Here is a 25765-nt window from a genome sequence, read left to right as displayed (position 1 = left end):
GCGCTATGGCAACCATTCAGATCCGGGACATCCCGGAAGAGGCTTACGAGACGATCCGCAAACGAGCGCGATCCGCTGGGATGTCGCTGCAGACGTACATGCGTGATGAGGTCGTGCGCATGGCATCGCGGCGAACGAAGGAAGAAGCGCTCGCGGCTGTTGAGGCAGCACTCGCTCACGATCGCGGTACCGGAGTGACCGTCGAAAGCATCCTCGCGGCAAAGGATGCTGATCGGCGGTGAAGGAATTCGTCGTAGACGCCTCGACTCTCGTGTTGGCAACCACCGTGGTGTCGGACGAGGCTCGCCAGCTGCGGCATCAGCTGCTGCAGAGCGAGTGCCATGCACCGCACCATGTCGACGCCGAGGTCGGGAACGTGCTTAGAAGGCAGGAGTTGGGCGGGCGGATTGAGGAGGAAGCCGCGACGACTGCGCTCCTGGCGATGAAGCACTTGATCGACCACCGCTATCCGCACGTAGGTCCGCTCAGCCAAGCTGCGTGGGAATTGCGTGGTGCCATCACGTTCTACGATGCGCTCTATGTGGCGCTTGCTGCTGGTCTGGACGTGCCACTGCTGACGGCGGATGCGAGGCTCTCCCGCGCGCCGAAGCTTCCGTGCAAGGTCGAAGTCGTCGTGTGATCTCACTCCGCCGGGGTCAGGCGGACGGCGATCGAGTTGATGCAGTAGCGCTGGTCGGTGGGGGTCGGGTAGCCCTCGCCCTCGAACACGTGGCCCAGGTGGCCGTGGCAGGACGCGCACAGGACCTCGACGCGCACCATGCCGAGCGACCGGTCCTCGCGGAGGATCACCGCGTCGCTGTCGGTCGGGTCGTAGAACGACGGCCAGCCGCAGTGCGATTCGAACTTGGTGTCGCTGCGGAACAATTCGGCCCCGCAGCCGCGGCACTCGTAGACCCCGACCGTCTTGGTGTCGACGTACTCGCCCTGCCAGGCCGGCTCGGTGGCGGCTTGGCGCAGCACCGCGTACTCGTTCGGGCTGAGCTGTTCCCGCCACTCCTGATCGGTTTTGGTGACCTTCGGGGTTCCTGCGACCGGATCCATGCCTCCACGCTAATCGGTGCGAAGATCAACTGCATCGGCGCGGTCTCAGATCGAGTCGAACGCCACCACGGCCGACTTCGCCCCTCTGGTCCCGGCCAACTGCTGGGCCTCGGTTTCCACCTCCTCGCGGACGGCGGCGCTCAGGGCGCGGAAGCCCGTCGCGTCCACCTGGAGCTTGCTGCCGGCCTTCCTGGCTCGCCAGGTGCCGATGATCTCGCCGTCGGCGAGCAGGGCCCCGGGAGAGCCGACCGCCCGCCAGAGGACCTTTCGGTGCGCGGGATCCGGCAGCAACTCCGCGCGATCCCGGGCTTGCAGGTACGGGTCGCCGGTCGGCAGCAGCCGCACGCCCCGTGGTGACGGCGGCGAGTCGAGCGCCGCGATGGCGTCCGGCACGAACCACGACTGCTTCCCGGCCACCGAGACCTCGACGAGGTCCGCCGGCCAGGCCGGGCGCAGCGCGGTGGCGCTGGTGCCGAGGAGCGCGGCGACGTCGGCGATCGAGCCGGGGCCGAGCAGGCGCAGCACGTCTTTGATCAGGGCGTCGGTCCGGGCGGGCTGCTGCGGGACGTGCCACTTCGGGGCCGCCGTGATCCGCAGCCGCCCGGATGCGCGGACGAGCCGGATGCCCGCCGCCAGCCCGGATTGCAGGTACAGCGAGTAGAAGACGTGGGTCGATTCGCAGGCCTTGCACCATGCCGAGGCTTCCGGGACGTCGCGGGTGACCGCCGCGCTCAGCGTGCCCCGATCCGTCGGTTCGAGCGAGTGCTCGCGCATCGCCGCGACCGTCTTGCCGAACACCGCGAGCGGGGCGTCGACCGACTTCATGACCGGCATCCGGGCCACCACGTCCGCGTCCGACATCGGGTAGAGCCGGCCGGCCAGCTCCGCGAGGTCCGCGGCGCGGTGCAGGTGCGCGCTGCCGCGCACCGACCAGGCGAGGACCACCGAGTCCGGGAGCTCCGCTCCGGGGACCCGCGTGCGCACCGACTGCAGCGCCGAGCCCGCCGGGGTGTCCGGCACGCCGAGCGGCAGCACGGCGAGGTTCTCGACGGCGCCTGCGGGCCGGTCCAACTGCTGGACGGCGTGCCGGTAGGCCAGGACTCGTTCGCGGTCGGTCTCGATCACGGGTACTCCGATTCGACGGCAGGCGTCGAGCATGCCCCACAACCCCGACAGATCAGCCGAGGAAGGTGCCGAACACGAACGAGACGGCGTTCCAGATCGTGAACAGCACGCCGAACAGGATCAGCAGGACCACCGCGACGGCCATCAGCCTGCGGTGACCGTTCGCCCGGTTCGCGCTCTGCGCGAAGTCGTCCACGCCCCGCAGCATGCCCTCCACGGTGGCCTCGGAGTTCGGCCGCTGCATCCGGTCGCGATGCTCAGCGAAGGCCTGCACCTCGGGATCCTCCGGGTCGAGCCCGTGCAGATCATCACCGAGGCGCTCGGTCTCCTCATCCCGGTCGCCGCGCTCCACGGCCCCACCGTAGCGCCTCACCACGGCAACGTCGGGCGGCTGTTCGCGAACCGTGCCGCGTTCGGACGAGTCGGCCACCGAGCCGGCCGTCCGCCGCACAGCCCACCTCGTCCACAGTGGTCGGTTCTCTTCATCTGCGGGGGCGCGCGCCCGCGGCGGACGGGTGAACGAGAAGGCCGCTCCGAGTTCCGTCGCCGGACATGATCCAGTCTGCGATGCATGCGCCGATGCGTTGGCCGGCCGGGTTCGCCAAGACCTTCGCGATCCGGCACTGGTGTGGCACCACGGCGAATCCGTCCCTGGACAGCGTGATCTGACAGGTATCCAGTCTCGTACATGTGGAGGCTCCTCCCGGCTTGCGGAATCAATCGCTCGCCGGGAAAACGCCGTGGAACGCCCGCACGTGAGCCGTCGCGCGCGCCGTTCACCAGATCGGATGATGGAGAGCGCGTGCCGCCAGCCGAATCCCGGACCGGCCCAGGGGCGGTGGTTACAGTCGCCGCGCTCCACACCGGACTCGGGAGGCGATGATGAGCGACCAGCCCGCGGAAGCCAACGGCCTATTCCTGCCCGAGCTGGAGGTGGTTCCCCCGGAACGGCAGCGGCGCTGGACCGTCCTATTGCGACTGCTCCTGTTGATCCCGCACTTCATCGTGCTCTGGTTGCTGTCCATCGCGGCCGCCGTCGTGCTGATCGTCGGCTGGTTCGCCGCGCTGTTCCTGGGGCGGCTGCCGGACTGGATCGCCGGGTTCCTGAGCCTGTTCGTCGGCTACCAGGCCAGGGTGGTGGCGTCGAACATGCTGCTCGTCGACAAGTACCCGCCGTTCCTGGTGCCCGAGCCGGACTACCCGGTGCAGGCCGACATCCGGCCCGGCGAGCTGAACCGGTGGGCGGTGCTCTTCCGGATCATCCTGGTGATCCCGGCCGCGATCGTGAGCGCGATCGTCAGCCAGGGCTTCGGCGTGCTGGCGTTCTTCATCTGGCTGGTCGTGCTGGTCCTGGGCCGCAACCCGCGGCCGGTCTTCGACGCCTCCGCGGCGGTGCTGCGCTACAGCTACCGCACGAACGCCTACTTCTACCTGCTGACCGGCGCCTACCCGAAGAAGCTGTTCGGCGATGCGCGCGCGGAGGAGAACCCGCCGCGCCAGTCGCAGGGCACCCGCCCGCTGGTGATGTCCCAGGGCGGACGGGTCCTGCTGATCGTGTTCATCGTGCTCGGCGTGATCGGTGCGGTCACCAACGGCGTCGTGCAGTCGCAGTACCAGCCGCCGGAACACCAGGACTACTACTACGACCGCTGACGTCCCGCAGTTTCAATGAGGTTCTTTCGTCCTCGTTCTGCGTGGCGGTGCGGGTGGCGGAACCTCACCGCCCGCCTGGACTGCGGGTGCCCAACCTGATGTATGTCCAATACACGGCGGTTGGGCCGTCCTCGCCAGGCGAACGCTGAGAACCCGCGGCGGTGCGAGCTGCGTAGGTGGGCTATGCGCCTGCGGCGCATGCGACTGCTTTCGGGATACGGTCCGTTGGCTGTCGCGGCTGCGGTCACCAGCCAAGATGAAAACTGCTCATTGAAACCGCGGGACAACGCGGGGCGGGATCAGATCACGGCTTCGGTCCAGGCCCGGTCGAGGATCTCCGCGACGGTCTGCTCCGGGGTCTGGTCGGAGGTGTCCAGCCACAGGCCGATGCGTGGCGTCTGCTCGTGCAGCACGGCGTTCAGCTCCGCGATCGCCCAGCTGTCGTACGCGGTCTTGCCGCGACCTGCCTCGCGCTCCGCGATCGCCGCGGTCGACGGCGCGAGGACGACCACGAGCAGCGGCCGGCTTCCGATGTTCTCGGCCATCTCCGCCAGGTGCTCGCCCAGGACCACGTCCTGCGCGACGACGGTGAACCCCGCCGCGAAGTACGAGTCCGCGGCCTGCGCGGTCAACCGGTGGCGCAACCGCAACTGGCGCAGCGCCTCGTCGGACGGCGGCGCGGACATCTCCTCGCGGCCGCCGACAACCATCCGGCGGAATGCGTCGCCGCGCAGGTGCACCGAGCGCGGGAGCTTTTCGGCGACTCCCTGGGCGATGGTGGACTTCCCGGCGGCCTGGATGCCGGTGATCAGCAGGACGGCCTGGTGGTGCTCGTCGGACACATTTCCTCCTCGTGCGAGGAGTGGATCTTCTCACCCGGTCGGCGCAGTCGTCATGCGCATTTCGCACCCGGTTACAGATCGCTATGCGTTCATGTGTCCTGTTCAGCGGGTTGGCCCAACGTGTTTCCCTCGCCCGGCGGTGTCTCGGTTGCTCCGTCGGCGAGCACCATCGCAACCGTTGGTATTCGTCACGACGCGGGAGGCCAAGATGGTCCGCACCGAAGCCGAACGTGCACCGGAAGCCCAGGGTGGCTGCAGCTGTTGCGGCAGCTGCAGCGGTCCTTCCTGCGGCTGCTGCTCCAGCTGCGGCTGAGCCGCGGGGGTCTGTCCGGGGTGTTGCGGGATCACCCCGGGCAGGCCATGCCTTCCGTCGGCACGGTGCCCTGCACCAGGAACCGGCTGACCGCTTCGGTGATGCACGGTGACTTGCCGATGGCCCCGTGCCCGGCGCCCTGCCAGCGCAGCAGCACCCCGGTCGGCACCTGCTCGGCCATGTGATCGGTGCCCAGGCCCAGCAGCTGCGGGTCGTTGGCGGTGCTGATCACCGGGATCGGCGGCAGGTCCGGGCGGCGTGGCGAGGGCAGCGGCTGCTGCGGGACCGGCCACGACCCGCACCACACCAGCCGCTGAGCGGCGGCACCGCCGAACAGCGGGAACCGGTTCACCCAGTCCAGCGCGAGCTCGCCGGTGCGTTGCGGCGGCACGCGCACCGTCGTGTCGTTGCAGCTGGTGATCAGGTCGCCGTCCAGCCACGGCGGGTTTACGCCCTGGTCGGCGACCAGCGGCGCGCTGATCGAGGCGAGACCGGCGCCGTCGCCGCGACCGGCCGCGGCCAGCGCATCGGCGAGGGCGGGCCAGGTGGCCCGATCGGAAAGCCCCAGCAGGATCGCCTGCACCACCCGGCCGGCGCCGACCGAGGTGCCCGGCGCCGGTAGCGGCGTGCCGCGGGTCCGCTCGACCAGATCGCCGACCACCTTGCGCGGCTCGGGGCCCAGCGGGCAGCCGCGGCTGACGCAGTCGGCGGCGAACACGTCGAAGGTCTGCTCTGCGCTCTGCGCCTGCGATTCCGCTTGGCCGATGGCGTCGCGGGTCGGGTCCGGTGCGCCGTCGAGCACCAGTCGGCCGACCGATCCGGGGAAGCGCTCGGCGAAGGTCGTCAGCAGCCGCGCCGCTTCGCCGCGCCCGATCGCGTGCAGCCGCGGCACGCCCAACTCCAGGCGGAGTTCTTCCAGGTCGGAGGCCGCTCGCCAGGTGTCGTAGGCCTGCAGCCGCTCGTCGAGGTCGAGCAGGCATTCCTGGCTCGCCGACAGCACCGATTCGAGCAGCCGGTCCAGCGCGGCGCGGTCGGTGGCACGCGGGTCGAAGCCGACGATCGCATCGCGCTGCGCGGGCGGCACGCAGTCGGCCGGATCGGATTCGCCGGTGCCGCGCCGGTCCATCCCGATGATGTCGAACGTGTTGCGCAGTTCCGCCGGCAGCTGCGTGGCCAGCCGGGCCGCGTAGGTCGTACCCGGCTCGCCGCCGACGTCGCCCAGCACCACCAGCGGCACGTGGCCGGAACCGGCGCGGATCAGCGAGATGCGCGCGGTGCCGCGTTCCGGGGCTTCCGGGGCGTCCAGCGTACTGATCAGCCTCGAGCAGGAGAAGGTCATGCCCGCTGGCAGACCGCCGAGCTCCGTGCGTGTCTGCTCGGTGCAGTCCTCCCAGCTCTGCGCGTCGTCGCCGGGAGAGCCCAGCGGCGGGACGGGGGCCGGTTTCGGCGGCTGCGGCGCGGGGACGACCTGCTGCTCGCCGTCGTGGTAGGCGACCGCGGGCCGGTCCGACGGCCCCGCCGAACAGGCGGCGACCACCAGCAGCAGCAACGGCAGTAGTGCGGCCCCGACCCGGTGAGTGGTGCGCGGCACGGGTACTCCTAGTCGGCATGCGCGGTGGTCGCTGGACCGGGTCAGCATCGCATGATCCGGGTGAGGCCCCGGTGAGGGCCCTGACAATCGGGTGACGGTCGCGGCCGGTGGCGGGATAACGTGCGGCGGGAAGCGGTTGGCGGAGGCAGAGGAGCATCGTGCACGTCGCGCAGGTCGGCTCGGGGGCATCGTCGAACAGGCGGTCGCTGTTCAGCGTGGAGCACGTCTCCGCGCGCGCACTCGGGGCGATCCCGCCGCCGATGCTCGTGCTGCTGGGCGTGATCAGCCTGCAGGTCGGCGCCGCGTTCGCGAAGCAGCTGTTCACCACGGCCGGGGCGTCCGGCGTGGTGGCGCTGCGGTTGACCTTCGCCGCGGTGATCCTGCTGGCGGTGTGGCGGCCGTCGCTGCGCATGGACCGCAAGACGCTGGCGGTGGTGGCCGGTTACGGCGCCGTGCTCGCCGGCATGAACGTCTGCATCTACCAGGCGTTCTCGCGGATTCCGCTCGGCGCGGCGGTCACCATCGAGTTCCTCGGCCCGCTGGCCGTGGCGGTGATCGGCTCCCGCCGCAAGCTGGACATCGTCTGGGCCGTGCTGGCCGGCACCGGCGTGGTGCTGCTGGCCCGGGTGGAGGGCGGGCTCGACTGGGTCGGGGTCGCCTTCGCGCTGATGGCCGGCGCGCTGTGGGCCGGCTACATCCTGGTCGGCGCGAAGCTCGGCAGCCGGACCAGCGGCGGATCCGGGCTGGCACTGGGCATGGCGTTCGGCGCGCTGGTGGCGGCGCCGTTCGGCATCGCCGAGGCCGGGACGGCGCTGCTGCACCCGGCGGTGCTCATCGCCGGGCTGGTGGTCGCGCTGATGTCCTCGGTGGTGCCGTACTCGCTGGAGCTGGAGGCGCTGCGCCGGATGCCGCCGCGGGTGTTCGGCGTGCTGATGAGCCTGGAGCCCGCGGTGGCGGCGCTGGCCGGGCTGCTGGTGCTGGGCGAGATGCTGGGCGGCTGGCAGTGGGTCGCCATCGGGTGCGTCGTCGTCGCCTCGGTCGGTTCGGTCGGCGCGACGAAGGGCGGCGACGGGAAGTCCGACGAGGCGGGCCCCAAGGACACCGGCGCCAACTGACCCCGGCCGGCGAGGTCAGATGGACGGCATCCGCATGGGGCGGAGGGCGCGCATCAGGGTCAGGAGGGTCCGGTTGAGCGGGACGGGGAGGTCGTGCTCGTCCGCCGCGCGCACCAGCGCTCCGGTGATGTGCTCGTGCTCGGTCGGCAGGCCCGCCAGCCGGTCGTAGAGCATCGATGTGCCGTTGGTCGGCGGGAACTTCTCGATGTAGTCCGAGAGCACCTTCTCGGCGTCGGCGTGGGTCAGCCGGGCGCCTTCGGCGCGGGCGACGTCGACGGCCTCGGCGAGCACGCCCTTGCTCAGGTCCAGGATGTCGGGCTCGCGCAGCACGTCGAGGCGGCGCAGGGTCAGCGCGGTGATCGGGTTCGGCGCCAGGTTCGTCAGCATCTTCCGCCACGCCGCGGTGCGGAAGTCCGACGTGGTCCGGGCGCTCAGATCGTCGGTGGAGACCAGTTCGACGAAGCGCTCGCCGATCTCGCCGGCCTCGACCTGCATGGTGGCGGGGCCGCGGCGCACCACGTGCCCGGGCCGGACCCGCTCGGCGGCCACGTAGATCAGCGCGGGCAGCACCTGGGCCTGCAGACCCAGCCCGGCGATCGATTCGCGGTGCTCGACGCCGTTCTGCACCACCACGACCGGGGCGCGCCCGTCGTCCAGCTTCCGCAGCCAGCCGGCCGCGCTCGCCGCGTCCTGGACCTTCGTCGTCAGCAGGACCCAGTCGTACTCGCCGAGCGCGCCGGGCTCGGTCACCACCGAGACCGGGATCTCCCCGGTGCGGCCCGGGGTTTCCAGCGTCAGCCGGTCGAACGACGTCCGGACGCACATCGTCACCTGGTGCCCGGCGGAATGCGCAGCTTCCGCGAGAACGCCACCGATACCGCCCGAACCGATCACCGCGATGCGTTGTGCTGCCACGGGTCGTGACATTACCCGTCGACGCGGGCTCCCCGGTCGACATCGCCGCCGAGCACTGCTTCGAGGTCGTACCGCGTGGGCTCGTCGAGCTGGTCGTAGCGGCAGGATCCGGGGTCGCGGTCGGGGCGCCACCGCACGAACTGCGTGGTGTGCCGGAAGCGGCCCGGGTGGGCGCCTTCGGTGTGGTCGTAGGAGACCTCGACGACGCGTTCCGGGCGCAGCGGCACCCACGGCTGCTCGGTGCTGCTCCAGCGGTTCACCGACCCGGGCAGCCGCCGCCCGTCCGCCGCATCGGGCCCCAGCCACGGGTGCTCCCCGTCGGTGATCAGCTCGGCGAGCTCGGTGGCCAGCGCGCGTCGCTGCGCGGCCGGGAAGGCGCCGACGACGCCGACGTGGTGCAGCACGCCACGGTCGTCGTACAGCCCGAGCTGCAGGGAACCCACCGCGGTGCCGGGTTCGGTCTTGGCGTGCCAGCGCAGCCCGGCGACGACGCAGTCCGCGGTGCGGGAGTGCTTGATCTTGAACATGGTCCGCTTGCCCGGCACGTACTCGCCGTTGGTGGGCTTGGCGATCACGCCGTCCAGCCCAGCGCCCTCGAACACCCGGAACCACTCCGCCGCGGTGTCCGGATCGTCGGTGACCGGCGTGGTGCGCAGCCCGTCGTGGTCCAGGCCGAGGCCGGCGAGCAGCTCGCGGCGCTCGGTCTGCGGCGCGGCCGTGAGGTCCCGGTCGTCCAGCGCCAGCAGGTCGAAGGCGATGAAGGTGGCCGGCGTCTTCTCGGCGAGCACCTTGACCCGGCTGGCGGCCGGGTGGATGCGCTCGCCCAGCGCGTCCCAGTCCAGCCGGTCGCCGACGTCGTCGCGCCGGATCACCACGAGCTCGCCGTCCAGCACCGCGGGCCGGTCGAGGTGTTCGGCGATGGTCCGCAGGACCTCGGGGAAGTACCGGTTGAGCGGGCGGCCGGTGCGGGATTGCAGCAGCACCGGCTGCTCGGCCTGCGGATCGGCGAACACCAGGCACCGGAAGCCGTCCCACTTCGGTTCGAACAGCAGGCCGCCCTGCCGGGAGATGCCCTCGACCGGGCTGGCCAGCATCGGCTTCACCGGCGGTTGCAGTGGGAGCACCGGGTCCTCCTTGGTCGGTCAGTGGACGCGTTGGCGAGGCGCGCGGTCCAGCTGCAGTCGGATCGCCGTTGGCAAGGTATCCATTCCCAGCGATTCGCGAGCGCGGGAAAGCACCTTCTCGTCGAGTTCTTCCCAAACGTGGCGCACGTTGGTGCCTTCCTGCAACGACAGCGTGAGCCGCAGCGCCGGGCGCTGCTCGCTGCCCGCCATCCGGACCCGCGCCCGCTTGACCCCGGTGACCCGCTCGGCGTCGGCGCGCACGGCTTCGGTCAGCGCCGCGCTCGTCACCGCCAGGCTGCCCTTGCCGCGCTCCAGGACGAGGGACGGCCGCGGCTCCGGGCGCAGGGCCCGCACCACCCACCACAGGCCGAGCACGAACAGCACGATGCCGAGCACGATCGCCACCGCGATCGCTGCCCGCGAGTTGTCCCGCAGCCACTGCACCAGGAGCGGGTCGGCCAGCGGCCGTTGCGCGCGGAAGACGCCCAGCCAACCGGTGCCGACGAGGAGCGCGATCACGCCGGCGACCAGCGCCAGCAACCCGAGCGCGGTGACCACGCCGCGCTCGAAGGACAGCCCGCGCGCGACCGGCGTCGTGCTCGGTTTGATCTCCCGCCTCGTCATCGCTGCTCCTTCGGCACGGCCACCGACACCAGCACCTTCGGGGTGCTGCGCAGCGGCAGGTCCTGCACGGCGTGCTCGGCGGTTTCGGTCAGCCGGGCGCGCAGGTCACCGGGTTCCCGGAACTGCGCGGTCGCCTTCACCTGGACCCGCTTCGAGCCCGCGGTGACCGACGCGACCGCGACGCCGTCCTGGCCGCGCACCTGGTGCCCGACCAGCCGGGCCAGCGAGCGCCGGTCGGTGGTCACGGTGACCTCCGGCGCCGGGTCGTGCAGCCGGATGTCCTTGGCCCCGGCGTTGATCGCGATGAGCACCAGGAGCACGCCCACCACCGCGACCACCGCCGCGGTCGCGAGGACCTGCGGGTCCTGCCAGGACAGCGAGCTCAGTCCGATGTGGACCTGCTGCCAGGGCACGATGAGACCGCCGGTGCCGGGCCGCGCCAGGACCCACACCGCCTCGATCGCCAGGAGCGCGCCGCCCGCCGCGACGGCCAGGCCCAGCAGCGTGGTGATCAGGCGTACCAACAGGCGCATGGCTTCACTCCACTCGTGGCGGCACGTCGGCGGGGACGAGGGCGGACACGGTCACGTCCACGGTGCGGACCCGGAACTCGGTGAGGCGCTGGAGCTCCGACCCGATCCGCTCCCGCATGGACGACACGGTTTCGCGCACCGGCAACGGGTAGCGCAGTGCGACGTCGAGCCGGATCCGCAGTGCATCGTCCGGACCGGACACCTGCGCCGCGGCGCCTTGCCGGCCCCCGCCGAGCCGGTGGCGCCGCCGGGCGCTGCCGGGGTCCTGGTCGGCGGTGTGCTCGGCGATCTTGCGCAGCACCGTGCGGCTGATCTGCAACCGGCCCCGCTCGGCCGGATCGTCGCCGCGGCCGGGTTCTTCGGCGGCGGCCGGTCCGGTGGTGGCCGTCATCGGTCCCGGCCCCGGCCCAGGATGTCGCCGATCTCCAGCTCCCCGTCCAGGACCCTGCCGATCACCAGGCCGACGGCGCCGACCGCCAGCGCGATCAGGAACCCGGTGAAGCCGGCGACCGCCGCGGCGGTGCCGAGGATGAGGCCGGCGAGCAAGCCGGTCTGCGTCGCGTTCATGGGTGCAACCCTCCTGCTGAGGAACTGACTTGGATGGTCACCGGACTCGTGGTGGCCGGTTTCGGCGGGCCCGGCGGGCGCTGATCCGGTGCAGCAGCCCGCGAATCCCGCGCGGCCGGTCCACCACGACGATCGGTGCGTCGTAGCGGTCGCGCGGCCGGTGGCACCGGAGTTCCGCGAGACCGGTGGCGAAGACCTCCGGGTCACCGCCGACGTCCGGGTGGTTGGCCCGGACGAAAGCGCGGATCGCCGCCCGCGTGGTGGCCGGTTCGTGCTGCACAGGCACCATCATGCGCCTCCCGGAGGCTCGTCGGTGATCACGTCGGCCACGGTGATGTCCACCGGGACGTCGCCGAGCGCTTCGGCGAGCGCGCCGCGGAGCTCGCCGAGGATCTCCGGCAGCGGCCGGTCCAGGCGCAGCACGACGCCGACCTCCGCGGCTCCCGACTCGGGCAACCGCACCCCGACGACCTTGCGGCCGGGCAGGTACGACGCGATCTCGCCGAACTGCCCACCGTGCAGCCGGACCACCGAGGGGTGGGCGAGCACCCGTTCGGCCAGCTCACCGGCGGAAACCTGTTCCGGCATGTCGAAGTCGCCCTCCACGAAACGATGGGTCTTCTGGTTTTTTCTTTGTCTTTGAAGCGGCGGAGCCGCTTAGCCCACCTTCGCAACGGGCACCGCCGCGGGTTCTCAGAAGTCTTCTCGTGAGGACAGCCCCGGCGCCGCGTATTGGTCATACACAAGCCGGGGATCCCGGAGTCGAGGAGGCCGCAGTAACTCCCGCAGGGGGGCCGCTACCCGCACCGCTACGCAGGGCGAGCCTGGAACCGTTTTCCTCTCGGGTGCTACTCGACGCGGGACGTGGTCTGCTGGCCGGCTTCCTCGCCGTCCTCGTCGGGCAGGTGGATGTCGTTGACCGCGATGTTGACCTCGATGACCTCCAGCCCGGTCATCCGCTCCACCGCGGTGATCACGTTGCGCCGCACCGCCCGCGCGAGGTCCACGATGGACGCGCCGTACTCCACGACGATGTCCAGGTCCACCGCGGCCTGCTTCTCGCCGACCTCCACCTGGACGCCCGAGGTGGAGGAGGTCCCGCTGCCGCCCGGGATCCGGTCCCGGAGGGCGCCGAAGGCTCGGGACACGCCGCCGCCCATCGCGTGGACGCCGGAGATCTCGCGGGCCGCGATGCCGGCGATCTTCTGCACCACGGACGCGGCGATGGTGGTCTTGCCCTGGGAGGTCTCGTCGGCCAGGCGGGCGGGCGCGTTGCCGGTCCGGGTCTCCGGGATTCGCCGGCTCTCGTCGCTGCGCTCGGTCTTGGCCTGTGCGTTCTGCGGGCTCCCGCTGTTCTGGGCCATGGAAATCCTGCTCCTTCCCGGTTTCGCCGATGCCGCGTGGGCTCGGCTGGGCTCGTACGTGTTCTGATGCATCTGCTCGACGTGATCTTTCGCGGCTGTGGGCCGCACCACCCATTGTGACGATGCGGTCACCCGGCTCCCGGCGGCTTGACGTCGACCACCCGCACCCACACCTGCGGCGCGCCCGCGCCGAGTGCTTCGCCCAGCGCGGCGGTCAGCTCGCGGTGGATCGCGTCGGCCAGCTCCGGGGCGGGCAGCGGGTAGCGGACCGCCAGGTCCACCCGCACCTCGTCGACGTCGCCGACGCAGCCGCGCAGGTGCACGCCCGGCCGCTCGGCGAGGAGCTCCAGGCACAGCCGCCGCGTCAGCAGCACCACCGCCTGCGGGGAGACGCTCAGCTTGCCGCCCTCCTGGGCGAGCTCCACCGGCGCCGCGCCGCGGCCGCCCCGCACGCCGCGCACCGCCATCAGCGTGCGCTCCACCAGCCCGTGCGGCGGCTCGATCGGCAGGTGCGCGGTTCGCCGCACCGGTGCCCAGTCGGCGTCCAGCTCGGCGAGCCTGGCCTGGCAGTCCCGGCAGGTCTGGATGTGCGCGGCGAGTTCCGCCGGGGCGCTGTCGGCGAGGAAGTCCAGCAGCACGCCGTCGGTGCGGCCGCACGGCAGCCGGCGGTCCGGATCGAAGGAGCGGTCATCCATCGCGCATCTCCTTCAGTCTGGCGAGCAGCACTGCCCGCGCCCGGTGCAGCCGGGACCGCAGCGCGGCCACCGGCACGTCGAGCATCTCGGCGATCTCCTCGTAGCTCAGCTCCTCCAGCTCGCGGAGCACCAGCGGGATGCGCTGGGAGGGTTCGAGGGTCGCGATCGCGCGGTGCACGCGGGCCGCGTCCTCGGTGCGGACGACGTGGCCCTCAGGATCGACCGCGATGCGGTGGGAGATCAAATCGGCGGTCGGTCCCAGCGGGACGGTCGGCTTACGGCGGCGCAGGGTGGCCAGGGCCGCGTTGGTGACCACCCGGAACAGCCAGGTGGTCGGCGCCGATTCGCCGCGGAAGCGGTCCAGCGACCGCCAGGCGGACACCCACGCCTCCTGGACCGCGTCCTCGGCCTCGGCGGAGTCCCCGAGGATCCGGTACGCGACCCGGTACATCTTGGCGGTGTGGCGGCGGACCAACGCGTCGAACGCCGTCGCGTCGCCGCGCTGGGCGGCAGCCACCAGGGCTTCGTCCGCGCTCGCCCCAACTGTCACGAACGCATTCTCGCGTAACGCAGCAGGAGCAGCGATTCCGCGTGCAGGGCGGACTGCAGGTGCATCCGCCGCGGCGCCTCGACACCTGCCCCCGCCGCGATCCTGCCTGCGCCGCCGCTGGTCAGCAGCGGGGACAGGGTGAGGCACAGCTCGTCGACGAGGTCCTCGTCGACGAGGTTGCCGAACAGCGTCGGGCCGCCTTCGCATCCGATGCGGCGCAGCCCCCGCGCGTTCAGCGCGTCCAGCGCCGCGTGCAGATCCACCCGTTCGTCGCCGGCGACGACGACGTCGGCGCCCGCGTCGGCGAGCGCGGTGCGCCGCGACTGCGGGGCGGCGTCGCAGGTGAGCACGATCGGCGGCACCAGGGTGTCGGTGAGCAGCGGCGACTCCGGCGGCAGCGAAGCGTGCGCGGTGACCAGCGCGATCGGCGGCACGGCGGACAGGCCGAGCCGTTCCCGGCGCTCGGCGCGGACCTCGTTGCGCTTCACGCCACGGTAGCCCTCGGTCAGCGCCGTGCCGACGCCCACCAGCACGACGTCGGAGAGGTCGCGGATCAGCCCGAGGACCCGCTGGTCGACCGGCGCGGACAACCCGCGCGAGCTGCCCCGGACGGTCACCGCGCCGTCGAGGCTGGAGACGAAGTTCACCCGCACCCAGGGCTGTTCCAGCCGGTCGGGGTAGGCGTAGAACCCCTCGAGTTGGTCGTCCACCTGCTGCGCGCCGTCGACCGGCCAGAGCTTGTCCACCACGGGTCAATCCCACCACGCGCTGCGGCCCGGCGGGTGAGCAGGAGCACGCGCCCGCACAGCCGGGAATGCCCCGTTCGGTTATAAGGTCTGCGCATGAGTTCTCCCCGTCTGGTCGACCGCCGTCCCGAGATGACACCGGACGAGCTGGTCCAGGCGATGACGCCGCCGCCCATGTTCGACGCGGTGCGCTTCGACACCTACATCCCGAACCCGGACGAGCCGAGCCAGGAGCAGGCGGTCCGGGACTGCTCGGCGTTCGCCGACCGGATCAACGCCGCCGCCGGTGGCGGGTCCTGGCTGCGCGGGGTGTTCGGCCGGAAGAAGAACGACGACGGCAAGCGGGGGCTCTACCTGGACGGCGGGTTCGGCGTCGGCAAGACGCACCTGCTCGCGTCGCTGTGGCACGCCGTCGAGGGGCAGAAGTCCTACGGCACGTTCGTCGAGGTCACCAGCCTGGTGGGGGTGCTCGGCTTCGCCGAGACCGTCGAGCGGCTCTCGAAGCACCGGCTGCTGGCCATCGACGAGTTCGAACTGGACGACCCGGGCGACACGATGCTGGTCACCCAGCTGATCGCGAAGCTCACCGACGCGGGCGTGCACATCGCCGCGACCTCCAACACGCTGCCCGACAAGCTGGGCGAGGGCCGGTTCGCCGCTGCGGACTTCCTGCGCGAGATCCACGCGATGTCCGCGCGCTTCGGCGTGGTGCGGGTCGACGGCCCGGACTACCGGCACCGCGGGCTGCCGGACGCGCCGCCGCCGATGAGCGAGGACGAGCTGTCCCGGCTCGCGGAGGCCACCGACGGCTCGACCCTGGACGACTTCGACGAGCTCTGCGACTACCTGGCCGGGCTGCACGCCTCGAAGTACGGCCGCCTGGTCGACGGGATCACCGCGGTGCACCTCAGCGGGGTGCACGCGGCGCCGGACCAGGACGTCGCGCTGCGGCTGGTCGCGCTCGCGGACCGGCTCTACGACCGGGCGATCCCGGTGCGGGTCTCCGGTGAAGCGCTGTCGGCGCTGTTCACCGACGAGATGCTGCAGGGCGGCTACCGGAAGAAGTACCTCCGCGCGATCAGCCGCCTCACCGCGCTCTCCCGGGACCTCGCCAAGTCCTGACCTGGCGGGGGAGCGGACGGACCGTTCGCGTCGCTTGGCGTGACGAACGGCCCGCCCCCCGGATGTTCGCGTCAGCTGGTGAGGACCGCTTCGATGGCGTCGAGGCCGGTGTCGAGTTCGGCGCGGGTGATCACCAGCGGCGGGGCGATTCGCAGCGTCGTGTCCTGCGTTTCCTTGCACAGCACGCCGCGCTCGGCCAGCGCCTCGCTGGCCTGGCGGCCCGTCGGCCCGCCTGCGGCGAGCTCCACGCCGGCCCACAGGCCGCGGCCTCGCACCTCGACCGCTCCGCGGCCGACGAGCTCGCCGAGCCGTGCGTGCAGGTGCGCTCCCAGCTCGCGCGAGCGCTCCTGGAACTCGCCGGTGCTCAGCATGCGCACCACGGCCCGGCCGACCGCGCAGGCCAGCGGGTTGCCGCCGAAGGTGGAGCCGTGCTGGCCGGGTTCCAGGACGCCGATGACGTCGTCGCGGCCGACCACCGCGGACACCGGCAGGATGCCGCCGCCGAGCGCCTTGCCGAGGGTGTAGAGGTCGGCGCGGATGCCGTCGTGCTCGCTGGCCAGCAGCTCGCCGGTGCGGGCGAGGCCGGACTGGATCTCGTCGGCGATCAGCAGCACGTCGTTGTCGTCGCAGAGCCTGCGCAGCCGGGGCAGGTAGTCGGCCGGCGGCACGATCACGCCCGCCTCGCCCTGGATGGGCTCGACCAGGATGGCCGCGGTGCGTTCGGTGATCGCGGCCTCGACCGCCGCGGCGTCGCCGTACTCCGTGACGATGAATCCCGGGGTGTACGGGCCGAATTCGTCGTGTGCGACCGGGTCGGTGGAGAACGACACGATGGTGGTCGTGCGGCCGTGGAAGTTGGATCCGGCCACGATGATCTCGGCCCGGTTCTCCGGCACGCCCTTGACCCGGTACGCCCACTTCCGGGCGATCTTGATGGCGGACTCGACGGCCTCCGCGCCGGAGTTCATCGGCAGCACCCGGTCGGTGCCGGTGAGTTCGGCGAGCTCGCGGCAGAACGGGCCGAGCTGGTCGTGGTGGAACGCGCGGCTGGTGAGGGTGACGCGGCCGAGCTGCTCGGTGGCGGCGGCGATCAGGTCGGGGTGGCGGTGCCCGAAGTTCAACGCCGAGTACCCGGCCAGGAAGTCCAGGTACTGCCGTCCGTCCACATCGGTCATCCAGGCGCCGGACGCCTCGGCGATCACGACCGGCAGCGGGTGGTAGTTGTGCGCGCTGTACTGCTCGTCGAGCGCGCGGTACCGCGCGGCTTGCGACGACGCTTCGAGGTGCGACGGAACGACAGTCATGGCCATTAGGTTATGTCGACGCCTACGCAGATTTCATCCGCAAGCCATTGCTTTGAGTAGCGATCTGTTGCGTGCTCTTGGAGGAATGCGGAGGTTCGTTGTCTCGTCGGGGGAGCGGGGCGGGCTCTTGACATCATGTGTGCGGTGAGGTTTCCGCGGACGGGAAGGCGAGGCGCTGATGCCGGACAACGGGGAGTACCGGGTCTACCTGGGGGCGTACACGGGAGCGGAATCGGCGGCCGACGGGATCCGGCTGGCGATCGCCGATCCCGGCGGGGCGCTGCGGTGCACCGAGAGCGTGGCCGAGGCGTTCGATCCGTCCTTCCTCGCGATGGCACCCGATGGGGCGACGCTGTTCGCGGTCAGCGAGCTGCGGGAGGGCCGGGTCGTCGCCTTCGCGGTGCGCGCCGACGGCACGCTCGGCGAGATCAACTCCCAGCCGACGCTGGGCGCCGCGCCCTGCCACCTGAGCGTGCACCCGTCCGGCAAGTACCTGCTGACCGCCAACTACGAGTCGGGGAACCTCGTGGTGCACCCGATCGCCGAGGGCGGCGTGTTGCGCGAGCCGTGCCACGTGGTGCAGCACAGCGGCAGCGGGCCGAACCCGCAGCGCCAGGAGGGCCCGCATGCGCACCAGGTGCTGCCCGACCCGGTCGGCCGCCACGTGCTCGCCGTGGACCTGGGCACCGACTCGGTCTACGTCTACGACTTCGACGTGGAAAGCGGCCACCTGGCGCTCAAGCACGAGGTCCCGGTGCGGGCCGGCGCCGGTCCGCGACACCTGGCGTTTCACCCGGACGGGGAGCGCGCCTACGTGCTCAACGAGCTGGCGTCCTCGATCACCGAGTTCGGCTACGACCCGGCGACCGGGGCGCTGGAGCCGGGGCGGACGCTGTCGATGCTGCCGCCGGGCTACGGGCAGCCGAACTTGGCCGCCGAGGTCGTGGTGACGCCGGACGGCCGGTTCGTGCTCGGCTCGAACCGGGGCCACGACAGCATCGCGGTGTTCCGGGCGGACTCCAGCGACGGCGAGTTCCGGCTGGTCGACATCCGGCCGGCGGGAGTGGCGGAGCCCCGCCACATGGCGCTGTCGCCGGACGGCCGGGTGCTGTTCGTGGCGGGCCAGCGCAGCAACGACGTGCAGGCGTTCGGCATCGCGGAGAACGGCGACCTGACACCGCTGAGCGAACCGGTGCCGACCCCGACCCCGGTCTGCGTCCTCCCGGCGAAGTGAAGAGCCTGTTTCCGAACTTGCTCTGCGTGGCGGTGCGGGTAGCGGAACCGGCGCCCGGCCGGATCTTGAGTTCCCGATTTTAGGCAAAATTGGAACGCTGTCCTGGGTTCGGGAGTGCCTGGTTGGAGTGTGGGGCTCCCAATTTTAGGCAAAATCGGGAGCTCTTCGGCCCGGGCTCAGGCGCGCGTGTTGTAGCGGCCGAAGGCGTACTGGCTCAGTGCCGTTCGGGCCCTGCGCGCTTCCTGGCGGCGGGTCAGCCAGCCTCCCGTGGCCCCGATCGGGAAGATCCGGGCTCCGCCTCGGTGCGCGGGTGCGCGGTGCCACCACTTCGACGTCGGCTTCGAACCGTTGGCCAGCCACACCACCAGCGCCGTTCGCTTGCCGTTGTCGACCACGTCGACCCGGTTCACCTGGCTCCACGGGATCTCCCGGGTCAGGCCCAGGCGGGAGATCAGCAGCCCGTCGCTGTTGATCTTCAGGCGCAGGCTGGGCAGCAGCACCCGCCCGATCGACCAGAGCATGCTGATCGCCAGCAGCAGCATGCCCAGCCGGAAGATCGCGACGTGCTCGGTCGAAAGCCCGCCGTAGGTCTGGAACACCCGGTTGGCGCCGAACATGATCAACGCGCAGATCAGCGCCGACATCGCGGCGCGGAACCGGCCGCCGGTGGCGAACACCGGGCCCGGGTTGTCCTTGCGCACCCGCGCCACCGGGTGCTGGTTCTGCGCGGTCTGCCTCGGGCGCGCCGGGACGATCTTGTCCCGCATGCGTTCAGGCGCCACCGCCGCGGGAACCACGGGAGCGGGCGGGGCGGGAGCCGGTGCGACCGGTGCGGGCGGCGCCGCGTTCTGGGCTTGCGTGTAGGAGCGCGTCGCGGGCCTGGGCGTCGCCGGGACCTGCTGCGGCGGGGGAGTGTCCGGCAGCGGCGCGTTCGCCGTCTGCTGCAGCTGGGTGGCGTGCTGGGCGATCACGTCGCTGATCGCGGGCGGCAGCCAGGAGTTGCCCTGCGGGCTGGACTCGCCGATCTGGTCGAGCAGGTCGCCGGGCGTCGGCCGGTCGGCCGGGTCCTTCGCCAGGCAGGCCGCCAGCAGCGGCCGCAGCCCGTCGGGCACCTGGGCAAGGTCGGCCTCGGCGTGCACCACCCGGTACAGCAGCGCCGCCGTGCTCTCCTCGCCGAACGGACCGGTGCCGGTCGCGGCGAACACCAGCACCGCGCCGAGGGAGAACACGTCGCTGGGCGGCCCGACCTCGGTGCCGAGGGTCTGCTCCGGGGAGAAGAAGCCCGGCGTGCCCAGGAACATGCCGGTCGCGGTCAGGGCGTTGCCGGCCATCGCCCGCGAGATGCCGAAGTCGATCACCCTCGGACCGTCCGGGCCGAGCAGCACGTTGGCCGGCTTCAGGTCGCGGTGCACCAGGTGTGCGCGGTGGATCGCGCCGAGCGCCTCGGCCAGCCCGGCGGCCAGGCTGCGAACCGTGGCCTCCGGCAGCGGGCCGTGGTCCACGACGGCCTGGTGCAGCGTCGGCCCGGGCACGTACTCGGTGGCCAGCCACGGCTGCTCGGCGGCCGGGTCGGCGTTGACGACCGCCGCGGTCCAGAACCCGCCGACCGAGCGGGCGGCGTGCACCTCGCGGCGGAACCGCTCGCGGAACTCCGGGTCCTCGGCGAGGTCGGCCCGGACGACCTTGACGGCCACCACGCGGCCGCCGCGGGAGCGGCCGAGGTAGACGCCGCCCATGGCGCCGCGGCCCAGCCGGGCGAGCAGCCGGTAGTCGCCGACCCGCGTCGGGTCGCTGGCCAGCAACGGCTGCACGGGACTCAGCCTCCTGCCTCGAAGATCGTGGTTTCGTCCCCAATGAGCTTACGGATCCGCGGCCTCGACGTACGCGGGTCCACCTGACCGGACATGGCGGCGACGCACTGGTAATCGAATACTTGGCTTCGTTCCAACCTTTTCCCCGGGTGTTCGTTGTGGGTATGATCCGGCGCACTGCGAGCCCGAAGGAACGATCACGCGGATCCGATGGGAGGCGTTTCGTGACGTCCACCGAGCAGGACCGACCCGCCGTCGCGCTGCACGGCGTGGGCAAGCGGTTTCCCGGGGTGGTCGCGGTCTCCGACGTCACGCTCGCCATCCCGCCCGGCGAGGTGCACGTGTTCGCCGGGGAGAACGGGGCGGGCAAGTCGACGCTGATGAAGCTGATCGCCCAGATCGAACAGCCCAGCGGCGGCCACATCGAACTGGACGGCGTCCCGGTCGCCTACCAGGGGCCCGGCGCGGCCCGGCGGCTCGGCGTGTCCATGGTCCACCAGGAGTTCGCGCTGGCGCCGGACCTGTCGGTGGCCGAGAACCTGTTCATCGGCCACGAACCCGGCCGCGGCGGGTGGATCTCGCGGGCGGAGGAACGCCGCGCCGCGCGGGAGCTGCTCGGCCACGTCGGCCTGGACATCGACCCGGGACGGCGGGTGGCGCTGCTGTCCACTGCGGAGCAGCAGCGCGTCGAGCTGGCGAAAGCCCTTGCGGTGCAGGCGAAAGTGCTCATCCTGGACGAGCCCACGGCCAGCCTCACCGAGCGGGAGGCCGAGGAGCTGTTCGGCATCGTCCGGGAGCTGACCGCCAAGGGCATCGCGGTGCTCTACATCTCGCACCGGCTGGACGAGATCTTCGAGATCGGCGACCGGGTGACCGTGATGCGCGACGGCGCGGTCGTCGCCACCCGGCCGGTGACCGAGCTGGACGAGGCCGGGCTGGTGCAGCTCATGGTCGGCCGCGAAGTGGAGAACCTGTACCCGCGCCATCACAACGCGCCCGGCGAGGTGCGGCTGAAGGTCGACGGGCTCACCCGGGACGACGTCGTCCGCGACGTTTCCTTCGAGGTCCGGGCCGGCGAGATCGTCGGGCTGGCCGGGCTCGTCGGGGCCGGGCGCACCGAGCTGGCGCGCGCGGTGTTCGGTGCGGAGCTTCCGGACGCAGGCACGATCACCTTGGACGGCAAGCGGTTGCGCATCCGCGGCCCGTCCGACGCGATCGCCGCCGGCATCGGATACCTCACCGAGAGCCGGAAGACCGATGGTCTTGCCCTCCAACTGGGGGTGGACAAGAACATCACGATGGCGAAGCTGCCGATGCGCGCCGGCCTGATCGACCTCGCCGGCGAGCGGCGGATCGCGGAGCGGGAGCGCGACGGCTTGCGCATCCGGGTGCCGTGGGTGGGGCGCCCGGTGCGGCTGCTCTCCGGCGGCAACCAGCAGAAGGTGATCCTGGCGCGGTGGCTGGAGACCGGCGCGGAGGTGCTGTTCTTCGACGAACCCGGCCGCGGCATGGACGTCGGGGCCAAGTCGGAGATGTTCCAGCAGATGGATTCCCTTGCCGCGCGCGGGAAAGCGGTGGTGTTCATCTCCAGCTACCTGCCGGAGCTGCTGAACATGTGCGATCGGATCCTGGTCATGCGCGGCGGGCGGATCACCGGGGAGGTCCGCCGCGCGGAGTTCTCCGAGGAACGCGTCGTCACGCTGGCGACCGGAGCCCGCAATCCCGAAAACGGGGGCAACTCATGACTGAGCGGACCAAGTCACCGTCCACTGGGGACCGCGGCCTGCTGGGCGCGCTGGGGGACCGGTTCTCCGGCGCTGTCTCGCAGGTCGCTGCGGCAGGCGCGCTGATCGTCGTGTTCATCGTGCTGTCGATCATCGCGCCGGCCTTCCTCACTGCGGACAACCTGTTCAACCTGGGCTCGCAGACCTCGGTGAACGCGGTGATGGCGGTCGGCGTGACGCTGGTGATCATCACCGGCGGTATCGACCTGTCGGTGGGTTCGGTGGCGGCGCTGTCCGGGGTGCTCGGCGTGCTGCTGATGGCCGAGTACGGATTCAACCCGCTGGTGGGCGTCGTCGGCGGCATCCTGGTCGGCGCGGTGGCCGGGCTGGTGAACGGGCTGCTGGTGTCGGTGGTCGGGCTGCCGCCGTTCATCGCCACCCTCGGCATGCTCAGCGTCGCCCGCGGGCTGGTGCTGATCGCCACCGGCGCCGTCGCGGTGTTCGGCGCGCCGGAGTCCTTCCGGCTGCTCGGGCAGGGCGTCATCAACAGCATCCCGATCCCGGTGCTGCTCATCGCGCTCGTCGCGGTGGCCGGGCACGTGGTGCTCACCCGCACCCGCCTCGGCCGCTACGCGTACGTGATGGGCTCCAACATGGAGGCCGCGCGGCTGTCCGGCGTGCCGGTGCGGCGCTACACCACGTCCGTCTACGTGCTCTCCGGCGCGCTGGCCGGGCTCGGCGGCATGATCGCGGCGTCCCGGATCCACTCGGGCCAGCCGAACTTCGGCGAGGGCCTGGAACTCGACGTCATCGCCGCGGTCGTCATCGGCGGGGCGAGCCTGTTCGGCGGTCGCGGCACCGTGTGGGGGTCGCTGATCGGGGCATTCCTGGTCGCCGTCATCCGCAACGGGGCGGTCCAGCTCAACATCAGCACCTTCTACCAGAACGTGCTGATCGGCGTGATCATCTGGCTGGCGGTCTGGTGGGACCGGTACCAACGGCGCAAGCTCGGCGGCGACGCCACATGAGGAATTTGCTGCAAGACTCGCTTTGCGCAGCGGTGCGGGTAGCGGCATCCCTGCGGGAGCGGCTTCCCCGCTTCAAGACGAGACCCGAACACCAACTCAGCGAGTCGCGATGAGCAAGGGAGCTCGGCCGATGAAGAAGGTACTGACCGCGACGTGCGTGCTGCTTTCGGTTGCTGCCGCCGGGTGCAGCGTCGGGGTGCGCGAGCAGACCGGCGGCGGCGTCCAGCAGGGCGGGCCGATCAAGCTGGCAGTGGTGCCGAAGGCGATCGGTTTCGACTTCTGGGAGAAGGTCCGGGTCGGCGCCGAGTGCGCCGGGTCCAAGCACCCGGACGTGACGATCCACTGGGACGGGGTGCACGCCGAGAGCGACGTCAGCGGCCAGCAGAGCCTGCTGCAGGACCTGCTCTCGCAGGGCGACGTCAAGGGCCTGGTGTACGCGGCGACGGACGCCAAGGCGCTGGCCGACATCACCAAGTCCGCGCAGGGTCAGGGCACCACGGTGGTCAACATGGATTCCGGCACCACGCCGCAGCCGCCGGACGTGCCGGTGTTCGCGACGAACAACGTCGCCGCCGCGGAGCAGGCCACCGACGCGCTCGCCGAGCAGCTCGGCGGCCGCGGCAAGGTGGCGTTCATCGAGTTCCAGCCCGGCACGAGCACCAACGAGACGCGCGCCGAGGGCTTCAAGAAGGGCCTGGCCAAGCACCCCGGGTTGCAGCTGGTCGCGCAGCAGTCCAGCGGCAGCGACTACAACCGGGCGCTGCAGGTCACCCAGGACATCCTCACCGCGAACCCGGACCTCAACGCCATCTACGCGGCCAACGAGCCCAGCGTGCTCGGCGCGGCCGAGGCGGTGCGGCAGGCGGGCAAGGCCGGCCAGGTGAAGGTCATCGGCTGGGACACCTCGGAGGGCGAGATCCAGGGCCTGCGGGACGGCGTGATCACCGGCCTGATCGCGCAGAACCCGTTCAAGATGGGCTACGCGTCGGTGAACGCGGCGATCGGCAAGATCCGCGGCTCGGCGGACCCGCTGCCGGACCCGGACACCGGCGCGGTGCTGATCACCAAGCAGAACGTCGACGGCCCCGACGTCCAGAAGCTCCTCAACCCCACCTGTGAGAACCCGCCCGCCTGAGCGATTTCTCGTCGCCCGATCGGCTGAGCTTGTTGTTTAACCTCGGGTGGTGGTGTTGCGGCCCCGGTTGATCATGGATGAAGCCCTTGGTTGATCCTTCCTCTTGCGACAGATGGAAGATCACAACCAAGGGCTTCGATGATCAGTGTGCATGACACCGGCCAAGCCGATGCGTTCGGGGAGCTGTCCGGGTTCCGCCAACGGTTCTACGAGTGTCTGACCAAGCGGGCGGATGCGTTGCTCGAGCTGACCGACGCGGTGCTGTGCACCGCGGGTCCGGTGACCAGCCTGGCCGAGCTGTCCCTCACCCCGGAGCACCGGCGCGGGCATGGCGCCGGCTACGACGCGATCAACCACGGCCGCGTCGAGGTCGACCGGTTACGCACCGCCTTGGCCGAGCTGCCATTACCGCGTGCCGCCGACGGGCGGATCACCCTGGCCGTGGACGTCTCGCCCTGGCTGCGCCCGGACGCCGCGTGCAGCCCCGAGCGGCTGTTCTGCCATGTCTATGGCCGCTCCCGTAGCGCCTCGCAGCTTATCCCGGGCTGGCCCTACTCCTTTGTCGCCGCGCTGGAGACCGGGCGTACCTTGTGGACGGCGATCCTGGACGCGGTGCGGCTGGGGCCCGCCGACGATGCCACCGCGGTCACCGCCGCTCAACTACGTGAGGTCGTGGGCCGGATCATGGGCGCCGGACACTGGCGGCCCGGCGATCCGCACATCCTGATCGTGACCGACGCCGGCTACGACGTGACCCGGCTGGCCTTCGTCCTCGCCGATCTGCCCGTGGAGCTGGTGGGCAGAATCCGCTCCGATCGCGTCCTGCTGCGGCCCGCACCGCCCCGACCGCCGGGTACCGTCGGGCGGCCACGCAAGCACGGCGGCGTGTTCACCCTCGCCGAGGAGAACAGCTGGCATGCCCCCGACCACAACACCAGCACCGACACCACCCGCTACGGACACGCCCAGGCGCGGGCCTGGGACCGCCTGCACCCCCGCCTGACCCACCGCGGCCCCTGGCTGGACCATGAGGGCGAGCTGCCCCTCGTCGAGGGCACCCTGATCCGCTTACAGGTCGACCACCTACCCGGAGACCGGGACCCCAAACCGGTGTGGCTATGGTCCTCGGTCACCGGCGCCAGCGCCGAGTTGGTTGATCTGCTCTGGCAGGCATTCCTCCGCCGATTCGACCTCGAACACACCTTCCGACTGCTCAAGCAGACCCTCGGGTGGACCCGCCCGAAACTGCGGGCACCCGTCTCGGCCGATCGCTGGACCTGGCTGGTCCTGGTCGCCCACACGCAACTACGCCTCGCCCGCCCCATCGCTGAAGACCTTCGACGCCCCTGGGAAAGACCGGTCACCGAGCCCCGTCGGCTGACGCCCGCCCGCGTCCGGCGGGGGTTTCGCAACCTCCACGCGAAGACCGGTCACCCCGCAGCCGCACCGAAACCCTCCCGACCCGGTCCCGGACGCCCACCCGGTTCCCGCAACACGCATCGCGCCACCCGTCACGACGTCGGCAAGACCATCAAACGCGACCTCACCCTCCAACAACACCAAAACCGCACAGGTTAAACAACAAGCT

The 25765-nt window shown here is 71.3% G+C and carries 29 protein-coding genes; 10 read left to right on the top strand and 19 right to left on the bottom strand.

The window, feature by feature from the left end; all coding sequences use genetic code 11:
• The first annotated feature begins 5 nt into the window (after positions 1-5).
• Entirely contained in the window at positions 6-242 is a 237-nt protein-coding gene (locus E1288_RS39445; RefSeq protein WP_132493783.1) for a FitA-like ribbon-helix-helix domain-containing protein, read from the top strand.
• Entirely contained in the window at positions 239-640 is a 402-nt protein-coding gene (locus E1288_RS39440) for a type II toxin-antitoxin system VapC family toxin (RefSeq protein ID WP_132493782.1), read from the top strand. Before E1288_RS39445 ends, E1288_RS39440 begins: the two co-directional genes overlap by 4 nt.
• Before the next feature lie 2 nt (positions 641-642).
• On the opposite strand, the gene msrB is transcribed toward E1288_RS39440, so the two are convergent.
• The 3 genes from msrB to E1288_RS39425 are packed head-to-tail and all read right to left on the bottom strand — an operon-like array spanning position 643 to position 2638.
• The gene (msrB, locus tag E1288_RS39435) at positions 643-1062 is read right to left on the bottom strand and encodes a peptide-methionine (R)-S-oxide reductase MsrB (protein ID WP_132493781.1); all 420 of its coding nucleotides are present in this window, start codon (positions 1060-1062) and stop codon (positions 643-645) included.
• Between the two features lie 45 nt (positions 1063-1107).
• Positions 1108-2187 carry a DNA glycosylase AlkZ-like family protein gene (locus E1288_RS39430; protein WP_165968496.1) on the bottom strand — a complete coding sequence of 360 codons (1080 nt, stop codon included), beginning with the start codon at positions 2185-2187 and terminating at the stop codon, positions 1108-1110.
• Positions 2188-2239: 52 nt separating this feature from the next.
• On the bottom strand, positions 2240-2638 hold the full coding sequence (locus E1288_RS39425; protein WP_408014306.1) for a hypothetical protein: 399 nt from the start codon (positions 2636-2638) through the stop codon (positions 2240-2242).
• A 431-nt stretch (positions 2639-3069) separates the two neighbouring features.
• Here E1288_RS39425 and E1288_RS39420 point away from each other — a divergent pair, with 431 nt between their 5' ends.
• Positions 3070-3840 carry a DUF4389 domain-containing protein gene (locus E1288_RS39420; RefSeq protein WP_132493779.1) on the top strand — a complete coding sequence of 257 codons (771 nt, stop codon included), beginning with the start codon at positions 3070-3072 and terminating at the stop codon, positions 3838-3840.
• Positions 3841-4139: 299 nt separating this feature from the next.
• On the opposite strand, the gene E1288_RS39415 is transcribed toward E1288_RS39420, so the two are convergent.
• Positions 4140-4682, bottom strand: a complete 543-nt coding sequence (locus E1288_RS39415; protein WP_207954808.1) for an AAA family ATPase — start codon at positions 4680-4682, stop codon at positions 4140-4142.
• A 344-nt stretch (positions 4683-5026) separates the two neighbouring features.
• On the bottom strand, positions 5027-6586 hold the full coding sequence (locus E1288_RS39410) for an alpha/beta hydrolase (protein ID WP_132493778.1): 1560 nt from the start codon (positions 6584-6586) through the stop codon (positions 5027-5029).
• Between the two features lie 158 nt (positions 6587-6744).
• Between E1288_RS39410 and E1288_RS39405 the strand changes: the two genes are divergently transcribed.
• The gene (locus E1288_RS39405; protein WP_132493777.1) at positions 6745-7701 is read left to right on the top strand and encodes an EamA family transporter; all 957 of its coding nucleotides are present in this window, start codon (positions 6745-6747) and stop codon (positions 7699-7701) included.
• 15 nt (positions 7702-7716) lie between these two features.
• On the opposite strand, the gene E1288_RS39400 is transcribed toward E1288_RS39405, so the two are convergent.
• The 12 genes from E1288_RS39400 to E1288_RS39345 form a co-directional block, all read right to left on the bottom strand.
• Positions 7717-8616, bottom strand: coding sequence for a 2-dehydropantoate 2-reductase (locus E1288_RS39400; RefSeq protein ID WP_132493776.1), 900 nt, complete (start codon positions 8614-8616; stop codon positions 7717-7719).
• An 11-nt stretch (positions 8617-8627) separates the two neighbouring features.
• Positions 8628-9740 (bottom strand): ATP-dependent DNA ligase, encoded by a 1113-nt coding sequence (locus tag E1288_RS39395; RefSeq protein WP_132493775.1) that lies wholly within the window; start codon positions 9738-9740, stop codon positions 8628-8630.
• A gap of 18 nt (positions 9741-9758) precedes the next feature.
• On the bottom strand, positions 9759-10364 hold the full coding sequence (gene amaP, locus E1288_RS39390; protein WP_132493774.1) for an alkaline shock response membrane anchor protein AmaP: 606 nt from the start codon (positions 10362-10364) through the stop codon (positions 9759-9761).
• Positions 10361-10897 carry a DUF6286 domain-containing protein gene (locus E1288_RS39385; RefSeq protein ID WP_132493773.1) on the bottom strand — a complete coding sequence of 179 codons (537 nt, stop codon included), beginning with the start codon at positions 10895-10897 and terminating at the stop codon, positions 10361-10363. Before E1288_RS39385 ends, amaP begins: the two co-directional genes overlap by 4 nt.
• Before the next feature lie 4 nt (positions 10898-10901).
• Positions 10902-11288 carry an Asp23/Gls24 family envelope stress response protein gene (locus E1288_RS39380; RefSeq protein ID WP_132493772.1) on the bottom strand — a complete coding sequence of 129 codons (387 nt, stop codon included), beginning with the start codon at positions 11286-11288 and terminating at the stop codon, positions 10902-10904.
• The gene (locus E1288_RS39375; protein WP_093264953.1) at positions 11285-11464 is read right to left on the bottom strand and encodes a hypothetical protein; all 180 of its coding nucleotides are present in this window, start codon (positions 11462-11464) and stop codon (positions 11285-11287) included. Before E1288_RS39375 ends, E1288_RS39380 begins: the two co-directional genes overlap by 4 nt.
• 37 nt (positions 11465-11501) lie before the next feature.
• Positions 11502-11756 (bottom strand): hypothetical protein, encoded by a 255-nt coding sequence (locus E1288_RS39370; protein ID WP_235884129.1) that lies wholly within the window; start codon positions 11754-11756, stop codon positions 11502-11504.
• Positions 11753-12070: a hypothetical protein gene (locus E1288_RS39365; protein WP_235884128.1), complete on the bottom strand. Its 318-nt coding sequence runs from the start codon at positions 12068-12070 to the stop codon at positions 11753-11755. Before E1288_RS39365 ends, E1288_RS39370 begins: the two co-directional genes overlap by 4 nt.
• 242 nt (positions 12071-12312) lie before the next feature.
• The gene (locus tag E1288_RS39360; protein ID WP_132493771.1) at positions 12313-12828 is read right to left on the bottom strand and encodes an Asp23/Gls24 family envelope stress response protein; all 516 of its coding nucleotides are present in this window, start codon (positions 12826-12828) and stop codon (positions 12313-12315) included.
• A gap of 128 nt (positions 12829-12956) precedes the next feature.
• A complete protein-coding gene (locus E1288_RS39355) occupies positions 12957-13523 on the bottom strand; it encodes an anti-sigma factor family protein (protein ID WP_132493770.1) in 567 nt (188 codons plus the stop codon).
• The gene (locus E1288_RS39350) at positions 13516-14073 is read right to left on the bottom strand and encodes an RNA polymerase sigma factor (protein WP_132493769.1); all 558 of its coding nucleotides are present in this window, start codon (positions 14071-14073) and stop codon (positions 13516-13518) included. Before E1288_RS39350 ends, E1288_RS39355 begins: the two co-directional genes overlap by 8 nt.
• Entirely contained in the window at positions 14070-14819 is a 750-nt protein-coding gene (locus E1288_RS39345; protein ID WP_165968497.1) for a pyrimidine reductase family protein, read from the bottom strand. The genes E1288_RS39350 and E1288_RS39345 overlap by 4 nt, the downstream gene beginning before the upstream one ends.
• A 96-nt stretch (positions 14820-14915) precedes the next feature.
• On the opposite strand from E1288_RS39345, the gene zapE reads away from it, so the two are divergent.
• The gene (gene zapE, locus E1288_RS39340) at positions 14916-15941 is read left to right on the top strand and encodes a cell division protein ZapE (protein WP_132493767.1); all 1026 of its coding nucleotides are present in this window, start codon (positions 14916-14918) and stop codon (positions 15939-15941) included.
• 71 nt (positions 15942-16012) lie between these two features.
• On the opposite strand, the gene rocD is transcribed toward zapE, so the two are convergent.
• Positions 16013-17245 (bottom strand): ornithine--oxo-acid transaminase, encoded by a 1233-nt coding sequence (gene rocD, locus E1288_RS39335; RefSeq protein WP_132493766.1) that lies wholly within the window; start codon positions 17243-17245, stop codon positions 16013-16015.
• Between the two features lie 178 nt (positions 17246-17423).
• On the opposite strand from rocD, the gene E1288_RS39330 reads away from it, so the two are divergent.
• On the top strand, positions 17424-18479 hold the full coding sequence (locus E1288_RS39330) for a lactonase family protein (protein WP_132493765.1): 1056 nt from the start codon (positions 17424-17426) through the stop codon (positions 18477-18479).
• A gap of 176 nt (positions 18480-18655) precedes the next feature.
• On the opposite strand, the gene E1288_RS39325 is transcribed toward E1288_RS39330, so the two are convergent.
• On the bottom strand, positions 18656-20290 hold the full coding sequence (locus E1288_RS39325) for a serine/threonine-protein kinase (RefSeq protein WP_132493764.1): 1635 nt from the start codon (positions 20288-20290) through the stop codon (positions 18656-18658).
• A 224-nt stretch (positions 20291-20514) separates the two neighbouring features.
• Here E1288_RS39325 and E1288_RS39320 point away from each other — a divergent pair, with 224 nt between their 5' ends.
• The 4 genes from E1288_RS39320 to E1288_RS39305 all read left to right on the top strand — a co-directional run bounded on the left by E1288_RS39320 (position 20515) and on the right by E1288_RS39305 (position 25755).
• Positions 20515-22035: a sugar ABC transporter ATP-binding protein gene (locus E1288_RS39320; protein WP_207954807.1), complete on the top strand. Its 1521-nt coding sequence runs from the start codon at positions 20515-20517 to the stop codon at positions 22033-22035.
• Complete coding sequence (locus E1288_RS39315; RefSeq protein WP_132493763.1) at positions 22032-23042, top strand: ABC transporter permease; 1011 nt, start codon at positions 22032-22034, stop codon at positions 23040-23042. Before E1288_RS39320 ends, E1288_RS39315 begins: the two co-directional genes overlap by 4 nt.
• Positions 23043-23172: 130 nt before the next feature.
• Complete coding sequence (locus E1288_RS39310) at positions 23173-24177, top strand: substrate-binding domain-containing protein (protein ID WP_132493762.1); 1005 nt, start codon at positions 23173-23175, stop codon at positions 24175-24177.
• A 147-nt stretch (positions 24178-24324) separates the two neighbouring features.
• On the top strand, positions 24325-25755 hold the full coding sequence (locus tag E1288_RS39305) for an NF041680 family putative transposase (protein ID WP_207954810.1): 1431 nt from the start codon (positions 24325-24327) through the stop codon (positions 25753-25755).
• Positions 25756-25765 lie beyond the last annotated feature (10 nt).

Origin of the sequence: Saccharopolyspora elongata, assembly GCF_004348985.1 — a bacterium.
Lineage (GTDB): Bacteria > Actinomycetota > Actinomycetes > Mycobacteriales > Pseudonocardiaceae > Saccharopolyspora > Saccharopolyspora elongata.
The sequence above is the reverse complement of the archived record's forward strand: the minus strand, read 5'-3'. Positions and strand labels throughout refer to the sequence as shown.

Excerpts from the sequence above, each read along its gene's own strand:
- E1288_RS39380 (WP_132493772.1), bottom strand. The coding sequence starts at position 11,288 with ATGACGGCCACCACCGGACCGGCCGCCGCCGAAGAACCCGGCCGCGGC.
- E1288_RS39330 (WP_132493765.1), top strand. The coding sequence starts at position 17,424 with ATGCCGGACAACGGGGAGTACCGGGTCTACCTGGGGGCGTACACGGGA.
- E1288_RS39315 (WP_132493763.1), top strand. The coding sequence starts at position 22,032 with ATGACTGAGCGGACCAAGTCACCGTCCACTGGGGACCGCGGCCTGCTG.
- E1288_RS39420 (WP_132493779.1), top strand. The coding sequence starts at position 3,070 with ATGAGCGACCAGCCCGCGGAAGCCAACGGCCTATTCCTGCCCGAGCTG.
- zapE (WP_132493767.1), top strand. The coding sequence starts at position 14,916 with ATGAGTTCTCCCCGTCTGGTCGACCGCCGTCCCGAGATGACACCGGAC.
- E1288_RS39370 (WP_235884129.1), bottom strand. The coding sequence starts at position 11,756 with ATGATGGTGCCTGTGCAGCACGAACCGGCCACCACGCGGGCGGCGATC.
- msrB (WP_132493781.1), bottom strand. The coding sequence starts at position 1,062 with ATGGATCCGGTCGCAGGAACCCCGAAGGTCACCAAAACCGATCAGGAG.
- E1288_RS39310 (WP_132493762.1), top strand. The coding sequence starts at position 23,173 with ATGAAGAAGGTACTGACCGCGACGTGCGTGCTGCTTTCGGTTGCTGCC.
- E1288_RS39355 (WP_132493770.1), bottom strand. The coding sequence starts at position 13,523 with ATGGATGACCGCTCCTTCGATCCGGACCGCCGGCTGCCGTGCGGCCGC.
- E1288_RS39360 (WP_132493771.1), bottom strand. The coding sequence starts at position 12,828 with ATGGCCCAGAACAGCGGGAGCCCGCAGAACGCACAGGCCAAGACCGAG.
- rocD (WP_132493766.1), bottom strand. The coding sequence starts at position 17,245 with ATGACTGTCGTTCCGTCGCACCTCGAAGCGTCGTCGCAAGCCGCGCGG.
- E1288_RS39375 (WP_093264953.1), bottom strand. The coding sequence starts at position 11,464 with ATGAACGCGACGCAGACCGGCTTGCTCGCCGGCCTCATCCTCGGCACC.
- amaP (WP_132493774.1), bottom strand. The coding sequence starts at position 10,364 with ATGACGAGGCGGGAGATCAAACCGAGCACGACGCCGGTCGCGCGCGGG.
- E1288_RS39445 (WP_132493783.1), top strand. The coding sequence starts at position 6 with ATGGCAACCATTCAGATCCGGGACATCCCGGAAGAGGCTTACGAGACG.
- E1288_RS39385 (WP_132493773.1), bottom strand. The coding sequence starts at position 10,897 with ATGCGCCTGTTGGTACGCCTGATCACCACGCTGCTGGGCCTGGCCGTC.